Raw genomic sequence first — 12,984 nt, 5'->3', positions numbered from 1 at the left:
GTCATGCGTATTAGCACGCAAATGATGTACGAACAAAATATGCGCGGCGTAACCAATGCTCAGGGCAAATGGTTAGGATACGGCGAGCAGATGACAACCGGTCAGCGTGTTAACCGCCCGTCTGATGATCCGATTGCCGCCTCGCAGGCGGTAGTGATCTCCCAGGCGCAGGCGCAAAACACGCAGTACGATACGGCGCGCACCTTCGCGAAGCAGAAAGTTTCCCTCGAAGAGAGCGTGTTGCAGCAGGTAACTACTGCCGTCACAGGCGCACAGAGCAGCATCGTGAAAGCGGGCAACGGCTCGCTGAGTGATGATGACCGCGCTTCAGTAGCCGCCGAGCTGCAGGGCTTTCGCGATCAGTTATTGAACCTCGCGAACAGCACCGACGGTAACGGTCGCTACATTTTTGGTGGTTACCGCACTGAAAACAAGCCGTACGATGCCACAGGCAACTACAGCGGCGGTACCGACGCCATTACCCAGCAGGTTGATGCTGCGCGTACGATGGTGATCGCCCATACCGGTGACCAGGTATTCAACTCCGTTACCAGTAATGCGACCAAAGAGCCTGTCGATCCTGCTACAGGCGTTGCGCCTGCGCCGGAGACGGATCTGTTCAAAATGCTCGACACGGCAATTGCAGCGCTGAAGACGCCGGTAGCGGGCGACGATACGGCGAAAGCCGCAGCGCAGGCCGTGGTGGATAAAACCAGCCGTGGTCTGGGCAACTCCCTGAACAACGTGCTGAGTGTGCGTGCTGAACTCGGTACTCAGCTTAACGAACTGGATACCCTCGATGCGCTTGGCGACGATCGTGCACTGTCGTTAAAGCAGCAGAAGAGCGATCTGATCGATGCTGACTGGAACTCGGTGATCTCCTCTTACACCATGCAACAAGCGGCGTTGCAGGCTTCTTATAAAGCCTTCACCGATATGCAGGGTATGTCACTGTTCCAGATGAATCGTTAATAACCTTTTTACTTTGGGCATATCCTGAAACTGGAGTATGTCTGCTATGCCCGCTCTGTCTCTCCAGAGCGGGCCTTTTTTTATCTATGCGTTTTGCTTCGCCTGCTCAAGCTTACGGGCATCGAAGAGACGAATCAGCAGTGCGATAAGCCCCGATACGCTCGCCAGTACCACCACCCCCTGCCATGAAGCGACAGCGTAAAGCTTGCTTCCCAGCGCGGAACCCAGCGCCATCCCAATAAACACCCCCGTAAAGAGCAGCGCATTGAGACGTCCCCGCGCCTGCGGCTCCAGGCTATAAACCAGATTTTGATGCGCGACGAGGCTTGATTGCAGGCCAAGATCAAACCCGACCGCAGCGAGGGCAATCAGCGCCAGCTGGCCATGGGGCGGCAGGGCAGGCAACAGGAACATCAGGGCGAAGGAGATCGTTACCAGCCCGGCACCGAGCTGCGTCACGCGCTCTGCGCCCACTTTATCCGCAAGGCCTCCCGCCAGCGGCGCGGCTAACGCCCCTGCAGCACCGGCAATCCCGAATGTTCCGGCAACCGCGCTGCCCAGCTGATAGTGCTCAAGCAGCATCAGCGCCAGCGTCGACCAGAAGGCGCTAAAGGCGATGGATAAAAAGCCCTGCGCCATCGCCGCGCGGCGCAGCGTCGGGTAGCGCTGCCAGAGATGCGCCATTGAGCGCATCAGTGCCGGATAGCTCAGCGTGGAGTGAGTAGCGAAGCGCGGCAAGACTGACCACATTAAGACGCCGATCAGTGCAATGCTGACCGCCGCGAGCTGATACATCACACGCCAGCCAAACGCCGCGCCGACAAAGCCGCTGACCGTACGCGAGAGCAAAATACCGAGCAGCAGGCCGGTCATTACCGTGCCGACCATTTTCCCCTGTTTGCCCGCCGGAGCGAGGATCGCCGCGGCCGGTACAATATCCTGCGCCATGGTCGCCGCCATGCCGATTAACAGGCTGACAATAAGCAGTGAGGGCAGGTGGCTGGTCAGGCTACAGGCCAGCAGTAACACCGCCAGCGCTGCGCTTTTCACCACAATTAAGCGACGGCGATCGTGACGGTCGCCCAGCGGCAGCAGAAAGAGAATGCCGAGCGCGTAACCGGCCTGAGTGAGCGTCGGTACCAGCCCCATGCCGTTGATGGTCAGATGCAGATCGCTGCCCATCAGCGGCAGTAGCGGCTGCGAGTAGTAGATGGCCGCGACGCTGAATCCTGCGCCAAGCGCCAGCGCAAAAAAGATGCCGTTTGCCATACGGGCAGAGAGCGATTGATGGTTCATATGGTGTCCCCGAAGAGATAAAGCTGTGAATGCGTAGTCAGGCTACGGTGTGAGCGCATTTTTACCCATGGCGCGCTGGCGCGGTAGTCAGCGCAGTGGTAAAACGGTTATACGTGAAACGTATAGGCATAAAGATTATGAGGCGACAAGAGCGTATAGACCGGGTGGACTTAATGCGGACCTTTATCCGCATTGTGGAAGCAGGCTCGCTGTCGGCGGCGGCCCGCCAGCTGGAGACAACGCAGGCAACCGTCAGCCGTCGTTTGCAATCGCTGGAGACGCTGCTTGGCGTCAAGCTGCTGCTGCGCACCACCCATGCCATGAAGCTCACTGATGACGGCGAGCGTTGTTATCAACATGCTAAACGGGTAGCAGATGCCTGGGTGGCGCTGGAGGATGATCTCAGCCAGTCCGACGACGAACCGGTCGGCATGCTGCGGGTGCGCGCCCCGCATGCTTTTGGTCAGCAGCAGCTGCTGGTGCCGCTAACACAATTTCTTGAGCGTCATCCGCAGCTGACGGTGGAGTGGATGCTGAATGATAAAACCGTCGACTTTCTTAGTGCCAATATCGATTGCGCCATTCGCGTCGGGGCAGAGGTCGATCCGGCTACCGTCTCGGTGCTGCTGGCAGAAGTGCCGCGCAGTCTGGTGGCGTCGCCCGCGCTGCTGGAACGCTTTCCGGCTATTGAGACACCGCAGCAGCTGGGCAACTTACCGTGGGTGGCGCTGAGTACCTTCTATCAGCATCAAATTACGCTGTACGCGCAGGATGATGAGCAGGTGCAGGTAGCCATCTCTCCACGCTTGTTTACCGACAGTCTTTACGCCGCGCGCAATACGGCACTCGCCGGGCTGGGGGTGACGTTAATCTCCAGCTGGGCGGTGGAAGAGGATATCCGCAGCGGCAGTCTGGTGACGCTGCTGCCACAGTGGCAGGCGGCACCATTACCGGTTCACCTTGTCTATCCGTGGGCGCGCTACTACCCCGCGCGGCTGCGTAAATTCTTGCAACTGATGCGGGAAGTGATGCCGGGGCTGAGCGGGATGCGCCAGCCGGAAATGCGGGCATAAAAAAAGCCGACCCGGAGGTCGGCTTGTTGCAGCGTTTTACTTACTCAACCGCTGGCGGTTTGGTCGCCGGCGCGGTGGCGGTATGCGTGGCGCTGTGACCGCCCGCAGAACCTTTACCGTCGAAGTTGAACGCCGGGCGAACCCAGTCGCTGTGGCGCGGTGCTTCCTGTACATACGCAGGGGCCGGCGCTTTAGTCATCGGCGCGGTTGCAACCACCGGCGCAGCTGTTTCAGCTTTCACCGCTACAGGGGCTTCAACTTTCACCGGAGCAGGAACTTCAGCTTGCACTGGAGTTTCAACTTTCGCCGGAGCAACGTCTTCAACAACCGGTGCAGGCGTAGCCTCCTCTTTCACTGGCTCGGCCTCTTCAGCAACCTGCTCTGCGACAGGGCAATCTTCCTCAGCAATCAGCTGCGGCTGCTCGTCTACCGGGGCAGAGATCGCTGCCGGATGGGTCGTTTCAACCTCGACCGGAGCTGGCTCTGCAACCGCTGCCTGCGGTTCAACCACTTCTGGCTGCTCGCTGGGAGCTGCGGTTTCGACCGGTGCCTGCGGCTCAACAACGTCAGCCTGCGGGGTGGTGACCAGCTGGGCTTCAGCTACGGCTGGGGCAACTTCATGCTCTGCTGCATGCTGCTGCTCGGTTTCCAGCGCGCTGTTGTGCTGGATCTCCTGCTGCTCGTCCTGCGCACGCGGCACCGGATAGCGAACCCACACTTTACCGGACGCCATCTCCGGCGAGGCGCAGGCGATAGTCAGCGGCATGGCGGACTGTACCGGGTAGCGCTCGTCACGGTAGCGACGGCGGCGTTGACCGCTAACGCGCAGGTGACGCGGGGAGCGGCGTGAGCGGCGCGGCATGGTGTTTTCACGCGCTTCACCGTTCTCTTCCTGCTCCAGCACCGGGGCGTTTTCAACCACAGCCGGCAGATCGACTTTCGCGAGCTGAGTATGCTGCTCCTCTGGCGCGGTCTCTGCGACGGTTTCGTCGATAACGGTTTCAGCACGGTTATCATCGATGCGCACTTTCTGGCTCAGCTGGCGCTGTTTGCGGCGCGGCATCACCTGAACACGCTCTTCCTGCTCCGCTTCCTGAGCAGGCTGCTCTTCGCGGTTCAGCTCTTCACGGTTCAGCTCTTTGACTTCCTGCTGCGCCTGACGTTTATCATCACCACGGCGGCGGTTGCGTTCACGACGTGACGGCTGCTGCTCGTCGCGGGTTTTCGCTTTATCCGACTCGTCAACGACGGTGTTCTGGCGCGGCTCGCGATTCTCCGCGTTCTGCTGCGGTTTTTCACGACGGTTGCGGCGATTATCTTCGCGACCTTCACGGTTCTCACGACCTTCGCGGTTATCACGATTGTCGCGGTTGTCACGTCCTTCACGCCCCTCGTTGCCTTCGCTACGGGAGTCACGCGAATCGCGGCGATCGTTACGGTCGCGACGGTTGCTTTGACGCGGTTTACGACGCTCCTGCGAACGCTCAGGTTTCGCCTCTTTCTTCTCTTCCTTCACTTCAACCGGCGCAGGCGCTTCTTCGCCAGCAAACAGGTTTTTCAGGGCAGAGACGATGCGGCCAAACAGACCCGGTGCTGCGGTAGTGGCAGCGGCAGGCTGTGCCTGTGCTACAGGCGCTGGCTCCTGGGCTTGCGGCGCAGGCGGCACATCCGGCATTACAAAGGTGGCGAGGGCAGGCTGCTCAGGCAGTTTACGCTCGGCATACTCCTCTTCAGACGGCAGCGCCATCTCCTCTTCATGCAGCTTCGGCAGCAGGTAGCTGAGAGTTGGCGTCTCTTCGCCTTTACGTACGCGCAGCACCGAGTAGTGCGGCGTTTCCATCTGATCGTTCGGCACGATGACGCAGCGCACGCCGCCCTGACGGGCTTCGATAGCGCTGACGGCGGCACGTTTTTCGTTCAGCAGGTACGAGGCAACAGGCACCGGCACAATGGCGTGCACTTCCTGGGTGTTCTCTTTCAGCGCTTCTTCTTCAATCAGACGCAGAATGGAGAGCGACAGGGATTCGTTGTCACGGATGGTGCCCGTACCGCTACAGCGCGGGCAGACGTGATGGCTCGATTCACCCAGCGACGGGCTCAGACGCTGGCGGGACATCTCCAGCAGGCCGAAGCGGGAGATATGGCTAATCTGGATACGTGCACGATCCTGACGTACCGCTTCACGCAGACGGTTTTCAACCGCGCGCTGGTGGCGTACCGGAGTCATGTCGATAAAGTCGATAACGATCAGGCCGCCGAGGTCGCGCAGACGCAGCTGGCGGGCAATCTCATCTGCCGCTTCGAGGTTAGTGTTGAACGCCGTCTCTTCAATGTCGCCGCCGCGGGTTGCGCGAGCGGAGTTGATGTCGATGGCGGTCAGCGCTTCGGTGCTGTCGATAACAATCGAGCCGCCTGACGGCAGACGCACTTCACGCTGGAAGGCGGATTCGATTTGCGACTCAATCTGATAGTGGCTGAACAGCGGGATTTCACCGGTGTAGAGCTTAATTTTGCTGCTGAAATCCGGACGACCCAGTGCGGCGATATGCTGGCGAGCCAGCTCCAGCACTTTCGGGTTATCAATCAGGATTTCGCCAATGTCCTGGCGCAGATAGTCACGGAAAGCGCGAACGATAACGTTGCTCTCCTGGTGAATCAGGAACGGAGCCGGGCGGCTCTCTGCGGCTTTCTGAATGGCTTCCCAGTGTTTCAGGCGGAAGCTGAGATCCCACTGCAGCGCTTCGGCAGATTTGCCAACGCCTGCGGTACGCACGATAAGACCCATGCCGTCCGGCAGTTCAAGGCTAGACAGCGCCTCTTTCAGCTCGGTACGGTCATCGCCTTCGATACGGCGGGAGATGCCGCCCGCGCGCGGGTTGTTCGGCATCAGAACGAGGTAGCTACCGGCGAGGCTGATAAAGGTGGTCAGCGCCGCGCCTTTGTTGCCGCGCTCTTCTTTGTCGATCTGGACGATAACTTCCTGGCCTTCACGCAGCACATCTTTGATGTTCGGACGGCCATGCGCGTTGTAGTTGGCGGGGAAGTATTCGCGAGCGATCTCTTTGAGGGGGAGGAAACCGTGACGTTCAGCGCCGTAGTCAACGAAGGCAGCTTCAAGGCTCGGTTCAATGCGGGTGATTTTACCTTTGTAGATATTGGCTTTTTTCTGTTCATGCCCGGGGCTTTCGATATCCAGGTCGTACAGACGTTGCCCATCAACAAGTGCGACACGCAACTCTTCTTGCTGAGTTGCGTTGATTAACATTCTTTTCATCGTAACTTACTCATTATTCTTACATTGACGACTAAGCTGCGGGCAAGATTTTGCCTTTCCGGGGAGAACCGATGGCCTCGAGTCTATTACGCGTCGCCAACCTCACGGTTATCGCTCGCTTAAGAGGCGCAGTGTGTCGGTTGCCTGCATTTCCTGTGGAAAATACAGCGCAATTATCAGGGGAACAGCCTGGGAAAAACTCTCCAGAGAAGATTCCATCTACCGGTAAGGACTGCAACCCGCAGCCCGCTAACTGCCTGAAAGATCAATACGTCTTACGCCATTGCTGCGTGTATGATCGGACAGGCAAAACTGGTCATTCCGCTCATTTACTTGTTTTAGCAAAATTCAACACGGAAAACGGCAACATTATTCCCTGCGAACCCTGTTATAGCAAGCTGACTTTTACCATTTATCACCCGGTTACTCACAGTTTCTTCACCTTTGCCCGGAGATTGGTTTAATAACCACCGAATCAACTGTATGAAACGCTGTTTACCGAATGTAATAGTCAATATAAGCATATAAAAATGAGTGGCGCTATTCAGCGTGGCTATTTAGAATCGCCTCCCATGAAAACTGAGACATTAGCCGTAAAATTTGTTGCTATCACCGCAGACGAAGCGGGGCAACGCATTGATAACTTTTTGCGTACGCAGTTGAAGGGCGTACCGAAGAGCATGATCTACCGTATTTTGCGTAAAGGCGAAGTACGTGTGAACAAAAAGCGCGTAAAACCAGAATATAAACTGGAAGATGGCGATGAAATTCGCATCCCGCCGGTACGCGTGGCCGAAAAAGAAGAAGAGGCAGTTTCGCCGCACCTGCAAAAGGTCGCCCAGCTTAACGACGTCATCCTCTACGAAGATGATCATATTTTGGTGCTGAATAAACCCTCGGGCACCGCGGTACACGGCGGCAGCGGCCTCAGCTTTGGCGTGATCGAAGGGCTGCGTGCGTTGCGCCCGGAAGCGCGCTTCCTCGAACTGGTTCATCGCCTCGATCGCGACACCTCCGGCGTGCTGCTGGTAGCGAAAAAGCGTTCGGCGCTGCGTTCGCTCCATGAGCAGCTGCGCGGTAAAGAGATGCAGAAAGATTATCTGGCGCTGGTGCGCGGGCAGTGGCAATCCCACGTGAAAACCTTGCAGGCACCGCTGCTGAAAAATATTCTGCAGAGTGGTGAGCGCATCGTACGGGTTAACAGCGAAGGTAAACCGTCGGAAACGCGCTTCAAAGTGGAAGAGCGCTACGCTTTCGCCACGCTGGTACGTTGCAGCCCGGTAACAGGGCGTACGCATCAGATCCGCGTTCATACCCAGCATGCCGGGCATCCCATTGCCTTTGACGATCGCTACGGCGACCGGGAGTTTGATAAGCAGCTTGCCTCAACCGGCTTATCACGCCTCTTCCTGCATGCGGCGGCGCTGAAGTTCACCCACCCGGCAACCGGCGAGACGCTGCGCATCGAAGCGCCCCTCGACAACGCCCTTAAACACTGCCTGACGACGCTGCGTAACGCAAAATAACGTCTCTCCCCTCCGATGCGGAGGGGATCGCTTACGGCTTCAGCCACCTGTCCAGCCACGGAAAGACCTCATCCTGCTGCTGCTGATAAAAGACATGGCCCAGTTCGGGCCAGCTTTTGGTCACCAGTTTTTCATCGGCATGCTGCGACGCCCAGACGCGGTGCACTTTCTCAAAGGCCTCTGCGACCGCCTGGGGCGGGAAGAGCTTATCTTTACCCCCGCTGAAGATCAGCATCGGTTTTGGTGCAGCGAGGCTGGCAATATCGGGAATATCCATCAGCGCTGGCATTCCAGGGTGCAGCATATAAAAGGCTGACTGCCCGCGCAGCACATTATTCCCGGGCTGCATCAGGCCATTGTAAGTGCCGAACCACGAAATCACCGCCGTGGCGGCCACCTTGTCACTCAGTGCAGCCAGTTGCCAGGCGCGGAACCCGCCCATTGAGAAGCCCAGCACGCCGACGCGTTTGCTATCAACCCCTGCATGTGCGGCGATAAAATCGACGGTGCGCATATCTTCATATGCCACTTCGCCCGCAAGGGAGCGGCCCAGATTGAAGTAGTTGCTGGCCAGCGCCTGCTGCTGGTCATAGACCATCGGCCCGCGATCGCCCCAGCCGGGGCTGTCGATAGCGATAACCGCGTAACCGCGCTGCGCCAGCTCGTCGCCAATAAATTTTCCGCTAAAGAACTTATCCGCCCATGCCTGCGCACTGACGAGTTTTTTAGCGTCATTCCACGGTTTGATGAGCTTCTCTTTGCCGATATCAAATTTCGAACCGTGGTCGTGCAGAAGCACCACCGCCGGATGCGGGCCGGGCGTTTTTGGCATCAGCAGCAGGGCCGAAATGCGGTTGTCGTCGGTAATGTTAAGCGCCAGTTTTTCGGCGGTGTAGCTGCCGCGATCCTCTTTGCTTATTGTTTCCGGCGCGAAAATTTTTGTGGCATCGGGGGTGAGGAGGGCGGCACGAAAGCGTTGGCGGCTCTCTGTTTGCCATTGATTAAAATCGGTGTAGTGGCCGGAGAGCCAGGAGTCAGGGTAGAGCATTTGCGCTTTCAGCGCGGGCCAGCTTGCCGGGAGATTGCCTTCGACGACGCCCTCGGTTTGCCACGTCTCTTGTGCGCTGGCCGCAGCGGAAATCAATAACGCAGCGGCCAGCGCCGTTTTGCACGACATCTTCATCAGCACCCCTCAAATTAAAACGCCGTTTTAATATTGAGAGTGACTCTACAGGTCGTGTACTAAACAATCTGTGATCGCCTAAGCATTAGCTTAACAATGGGTTGCGCTCCTCGCGGCGCAGCATCTGGCACAGCGCAATCAGCGGCAGCCCGACCAGCGTATTTGGATCGCGCCCTTCAAGGCGCTCGAACAGCGCGATGCCCAACCCTTCGCTTTTAAAACTACCGGCACAATTAAGCGGACGCTCTTTACGCACGTAGTCCTCGATCTCCTGCTCATTTAAATGGCGGAAATGGACGTCGAAGGGTTCGCACTCCGTTTGTAGATGCTCGGTTGCTGAATTATAGAGCGCCAGTCCCGTATAGAAGGTGACAATATTTCCGCTCGCTTTCAGCAATTGCTGGCGTGCATTCTCTTCCGTATGCGGTTTGCCGTTAATTTCGCCATTCAATACGCACACCTGGTCGGAACCAATTATCAGATGGTGCGGATATTTATCCGCCAGTGATTGCGCTTTTTCCTGAGCAAGGCGCAGCACGAGGTGGCGGGGTGTTTCACCGGGGTGCGGTGTTTCGTCGGTTTGTGGTGCTGCACACTCAAAGGGGAGGCCGAGTTTATCCAGCAGCGCGCGACGATAGGGTGAAGTTGAAGCAAGAATAAGAGGAGACATATTTTTTCCACCAAATATGGCTTAACGATGAGAGGCAAATTAAACTGTAGGCCGCAATGTGTGCGAATAATTGGCAAAAGGCAACCGCAGGCTGCCTTTTTCTTTGACTCTATGACGTTACAAAGTTAATATGCGCGCCCTATGCAAAAGGTAAAATTACCCCTGACTCTTGATCCGGTTCGTACCGCTCAAAAACGCCTTGATTATGAGGGTGTCTACACTCTCGATCAGGTCGAGCGCGTCGCCGATTCTGTTGTCAGCGTAGAAACTGATGTGGAGTGCTCCATGTCGTTTGCTATTGATAATCAGCGTCTGGCGGTGTTAACCGGCGATGCGAAGGTTACGGTAGCTCTCGAGTGCCAGCGCTGCGGGAAACCGTTCACCCATCACGTCTACACAACGTATTGTTTTAGTCCTGTGCGTTCAGACGAACAGGCTGAAGCACTGCCGGAAGCGTATGAGCCGATTGAGGTTAACGAATTCGGCGAAATCGATCTGCGGGCGTTGGTTGAGGATGAAATCATTCTCGCCTTGCCTGTAGTTCCGGTGCATGATTCTGAACACTGTGAAGTGTCCGAGGCGGACATGGTCTTTGGGGAATTGCCTGATGAAGCGCAAAAACCCAATCCATTTGCCGTATTAGCCAGCTTAAAGCGTAAGTAATTGAGGAGTAAGGTCCATGGCCGTACAACAGAATAAACCAACCCGTTCCAAACGTGGCATGCGTCGTTCCCATGACGCGCTGACCGCAGTCACCAGCCTGTCTGTAGACAAAACTTCTGGTGAAACCCACCTGCGTCACCACATGACCGCTGACGGTTTCTACCGCGGTCGCAAGGTTATCACTAAGTAATCACGCGCAAGCGTGATGAAGCTTAGTGAGGCTTTCCCCGCTCAGGCGGGGATAAACCGAACCAGGCTCTGACGATACCTTGACACGTCTAACCCTGGCGTTAGATGTCATGGGGGGCGATTTTGGCCCCTCCGTGACAGTGCCTGCAGCTTTGCAGGCACTGAATTCTAATTCGCAACTCACTCTCCTGTTAGTCGGCGATCCCGACGCAATCACGCCATTACTTGCCAAAGCTGATTTCGAGCAGCGCTCTCGCCTGCTTGTTGTTCCTGCACAGTCAGTTATTGCCAGTGATGCGCGCGCGGCGCAGGCGATCCGTAATAGTCGCGGTACGTCAATGCGTATTGCGCTGGAGCTGGTGAAAGAGGGGCGCGCCCAGGCCTGCGTCAGCGCAGGCAATACCGGGGCGCTGATGGGGCTGGCGAAGCTGCTGCTCAAACCCCTCGACGGCATTGAACGCCCGGCGCTGGTGACGGTATTACCGCATCAGCAAAAGGGCAGAACGGTGGTGCTCGATCTGGGTGCGAATGTCGATTGCGATAGTACGATGCTGGCACAATTCGCCGTTATGGGTGCCGTCATGGCGGAGGAGATCCTTGAGATCGCCAACCCGCGGGTCGCTCTGCTCAATATTGGTGAAGAGGAGAGCAAAGGCCATGACAATATCCGCGAAGCTGCCGCGTTATTACGCGAAGCGCCATCCATCAACTACATTGGTTACCTGGAAGCGAACGAATTATTAACCGGCAAGACGGATGTGCTGGTGTGTGACGGTTTCACCGGAAACGTCACGCTAAAAACCATGGAAGGGGTTGTCAGAATGTTCCTTTCGCTGCTGAAATCGCAGGGCGAAGGGAAAAAAAGGGCGTGGTGGCTCATCTTACTCAAACGTTGGTTACAAAAAAGTCTGATAAGTCGATTCAGCCACCTCAACCCCGACCAGTATAATGGTGCCTGTCTGTTAGGATTGCGCGGCACAGTGATTAAAAGTCACGGCGCAGCCAATCAGCGCGCGTTTTGCGTCGCGATTGAGCAGGCAGTGCAGGCGGTGCAGCGGCAAGTCCCACAACGGATTGCCGCTCGCCTGGTATCTGTGTACATCTCGTCGGCTTCGTCTGCACTGGGCGACGAAAGCAAGAACGTATGTATATTATCCAAGAGTGACTGAGCGCACATGTATACAAAGATTATTGGTACCGGCAGCTATCTGCCAGAACAGGTTCGAACAAACGCCGATTTAGAAAAAATGGTCGATACCTCCGACGAGTGGATTGTCACGCGTACGGGTATTCGTGAGCGTCGTATTGCTGCGGCAAACGAGACTGTATCGACTATGGGCTTTGAGGCCGCTAAACGCGCGCTCGAGATGGCCGGCATCGATAACGATCAGATTGGCTTAATCATTGTCGCAACCACTTCAGCGACCCACGCTTTCCCAAGCGCTGCCTGCCAGATCCAGAATATGCTGGGGATTAAAGGCTGCCCGGCGTTTGACGTTGCCGCCGCCTGCGCAGGCTTTACCTATGCCCTGAGCATTGCCGATCAGTACATCAAATCCGGCGCGGTAAAACATGCGCTGGTGATCGGCTCCGATGCGCTGGCGCGCACGCTCGATCCGGAAGATCGCGGTACGATTATCCTCTTCGGTGACGCCGCTGGCGCTGCCGTGCTGGGCGCTTCAGAAGAGCCGGGTATTATCTCCACGCATATGCACGCTGACGGAAGCTATGGCGAACTGCTGACGCTGCCGAACCTCGATCGCGTAAACCCGGAAAATCCGACCTATTTAACGATGGCGGGTAACGAAGTCTTTAAAGTTGCCGTCACCGAACTGGCGCATATTGTTGACGAAACGTTGGCTGCCAACAACCTTGAGCGCAGCGAGCTGGACTGGCTGGTGCCGCATCAGGCGAACCTGCGTATTATCAGCGCGACGGCGAAAAAACTCGGCATGTCGATGGACAATGTAGTGGTAACACTCGATCGTCATGGCAATACGTCTGCCGCTTCCGTGCCTTGCGCACTGGATGAAGCGGTGCGCGACGGGCGCATCAAAGCTGGTCAGCTGATCCTGCTTGAAGCCTTTGGCGGCGGGTTCACCTGGGGCTCTGCGCTGGTACGTTTCTGAGTATAAGGA

12 protein-coding genes are annotated in these 12,984 nt (G+C 56.9%); 8 read left to right on the top strand and 4 right to left on the bottom strand.

Annotated features, from left to right (window positions below):
* Nucleotides 1-3: 3 nt before the first annotated feature.
* A complete protein-coding gene (flgL, locus tag IAE48_RS21155) occupies nucleotides 4-972 on the top strand; it encodes a flagellar hook-associated protein FlgL (protein ID WP_200135509.1) in 969 nt (322 codons plus the stop codon).
* A gap of 84 nt (nucleotides 973-1,056) precedes the next feature.
* Here the strand turns inward: flgL and IAE48_RS21150 are convergent, their stop codons facing one another.
* Nucleotides 1,057-2,268, bottom strand: a complete 1,212-nt coding sequence (locus IAE48_RS21150; RefSeq protein WP_200135508.1) for an MFS transporter — start codon at nucleotides 2,266-2,268, stop codon at nucleotides 1,057-1,059.
* Between the two features lie 173 nt (nucleotides 2,269-2,441).
* On the opposite strand from IAE48_RS21150, the gene IAE48_RS21145 reads away from it, so the two are divergent.
* Nucleotides 2,442-3,341 (top strand): LysR family transcriptional regulator, encoded by a 900-nt coding sequence (locus tag IAE48_RS21145; protein WP_370569043.1) that lies wholly within the window; start codon nucleotides 2,442-2,444, stop codon nucleotides 3,339-3,341.
* Between the two features lie 40 nt (nucleotides 3,342-3,381).
* On the opposite strand, the gene rne is transcribed toward IAE48_RS21145, so the two are convergent.
* Nucleotides 3,382-6,615: a ribonuclease E gene (rne, locus tag IAE48_RS21140; protein ID WP_200135506.1), complete on the bottom strand. Its 3,234-nt coding sequence runs from the start codon at nucleotides 6,613-6,615 to the stop codon at nucleotides 3,382-3,384.
* A gap of 71 nt (nucleotides 6,616-6,686) precedes the next feature.
* Between rne and IAE48_RS21135 the strand changes: the two genes are divergently transcribed.
* Together IAE48_RS21135 and rluC are read left to right on the top strand one after the other, a co-directional pair.
* On the top strand, nucleotides 6,687-7,079 hold the full coding sequence (locus IAE48_RS21135) for a hypothetical protein (RefSeq protein ID WP_139567097.1): 393 nt from the start codon (nucleotides 6,687-6,689) through the stop codon (nucleotides 7,077-7,079).
* A 108-nt stretch (nucleotides 7,080-7,187) separates the two neighbouring features.
* The gene (rluC, locus tag IAE48_RS21130; RefSeq protein WP_200135505.1) at nucleotides 7,188-8,141 is read left to right on the top strand and encodes a 23S rRNA pseudouridine(955/2504/2580) synthase RluC; all 954 of its coding nucleotides are present in this window, start codon (nucleotides 7,188-7,190) and stop codon (nucleotides 8,139-8,141) included.
* Nucleotides 8,142-8,172: 31 nt separating this feature from the next.
* On the opposite strand, the gene IAE48_RS21125 is transcribed toward rluC, so the two are convergent.
* Together IAE48_RS21125 and IAE48_RS21120 are read right to left on the bottom strand one after the other, a co-directional pair.
* Nucleotides 8,173-9,324: a dienelactone hydrolase family protein gene (locus tag IAE48_RS21125; protein ID WP_370569041.1), complete on the bottom strand. Its 1,152-nt coding sequence runs from the start codon at nucleotides 9,322-9,324 to the stop codon at nucleotides 8,173-8,175.
* Nucleotides 9,325-9,409: 85 nt separating this feature from the next.
* Complete coding sequence (locus IAE48_RS21120) at nucleotides 9,410-9,994, bottom strand: nucleoside triphosphate pyrophosphatase (protein WP_200135504.1); 585 nt, start codon at nucleotides 9,992-9,994, stop codon at nucleotides 9,410-9,412.
* Between the two features lie 141 nt (nucleotides 9,995-10,135).
* Between IAE48_RS21120 and yceD the strand changes: the two genes are divergently transcribed.
* The 4 genes from yceD to IAE48_RS21100 all read left to right on the top strand — a co-directional run bounded on the left by yceD (nucleotide 10,136) and on the right by IAE48_RS21100 (nucleotide 12,975).
* Nucleotides 10,136-10,657: a 23S rRNA accumulation protein YceD gene (gene yceD, locus IAE48_RS21115; protein WP_023481686.1), complete on the top strand. Its 522-nt coding sequence runs from the start codon at nucleotides 10,136-10,138 to the stop codon at nucleotides 10,655-10,657.
* A gap of 16 nt (nucleotides 10,658-10,673) precedes the next feature.
* Entirely contained in the window at nucleotides 10,674-10,847 is a 174-nt protein-coding gene (gene rpmF, locus IAE48_RS21110) for a 50S ribosomal protein L32 (protein ID WP_006819481.1), read from the top strand.
* A gap of 79 nt (nucleotides 10,848-10,926) precedes the next feature.
* Nucleotides 10,927-12,015 carry a phosphate acyltransferase PlsX gene (plsX, locus tag IAE48_RS21105; RefSeq protein ID WP_200135503.1) on the top strand — a complete coding sequence of 363 codons (1,089 nt, stop codon included), beginning with the start codon at nucleotides 10,927-10,929 and terminating at the stop codon, nucleotides 12,013-12,015.
* 6 nt (nucleotides 12,016-12,021) lie between these two features.
* Nucleotides 12,022-12,975 (top strand): beta-ketoacyl-ACP synthase III, encoded by a 954-nt coding sequence (locus tag IAE48_RS21100; protein WP_023481420.1) that lies wholly within the window; start codon nucleotides 12,022-12,024, stop codon nucleotides 12,973-12,975.
* Nucleotides 12,976-12,984: the final 9 nt, after the last annotated feature.

This window comes from Kosakonia sp. S57 (assembly GCF_016516575.1).
Lineage (GTDB): Bacteria > Pseudomonadota > Gammaproteobacteria > Enterobacterales > Enterobacteriaceae > Kosakonia > Kosakonia cowanii.
Note: the sequence above shows the minus strand (reverse complement) of the source record. Positions and strands in the feature narration are given on the sequence as shown.

Coding starts and splice junctions, on each gene's coding strand:
- rpmF (WP_006819481.1), top strand. CDS start 10,674: ATGGCCGTACAACAGAATAAACCAACCCGTTCCAAACGTGGCATGCGT.
- IAE48_RS21145 (WP_370569043.1), top strand. CDS start 2,442: ATGCGGACCTTTATCCGCATTGTGGAAGCAGGCTCGCTGTCGGCGGCG.
- IAE48_RS21100 (WP_023481420.1), top strand. CDS start 12,022: ATGTATACAAAGATTATTGGTACCGGCAGCTATCTGCCAGAACAGGTT.
- IAE48_RS21120 (WP_200135504.1), bottom strand. CDS start 9,994: ATGTCTCCTCTTATTCTTGCTTCAACTTCACCCTATCGTCGCGCGCTG.
- flgL (WP_200135509.1), top strand. CDS start 4: ATGCGTATTAGCACGCAAATGATGTACGAACAAAATATGCGCGGCGTA.
- IAE48_RS21150 (WP_200135508.1), bottom strand. CDS start 2,268: ATGAACCATCAATCGCTCTCTGCCCGTATGGCAAACGGCATCTTTTTT.
- yceD (WP_023481686.1), top strand. CDS start 10,136: ATGCAAAAGGTAAAATTACCCCTGACTCTTGATCCGGTTCGTACCGCT.
- IAE48_RS21135 (WP_139567097.1), top strand. CDS start 6,687: ATGGCCTCGAGTCTATTACGCGTCGCCAACCTCACGGTTATCGCTCGC.
- IAE48_RS21125 (WP_370569041.1), bottom strand. CDS start 9,324: ATGAAGATGTCGTGCAAAACGGCGCTGGCCGCTGCGTTATTGATTTCC.
- rluC (WP_200135505.1), top strand. CDS start 7,188: ATGAAAACTGAGACATTAGCCGTAAAATTTGTTGCTATCACCGCAGAC.
- rne (WP_200135506.1), bottom strand. CDS start 6,615: ATGAAAAGAATGTTAATCAACGCAACTCAGCAAGAAGAGTTGCGTGTC.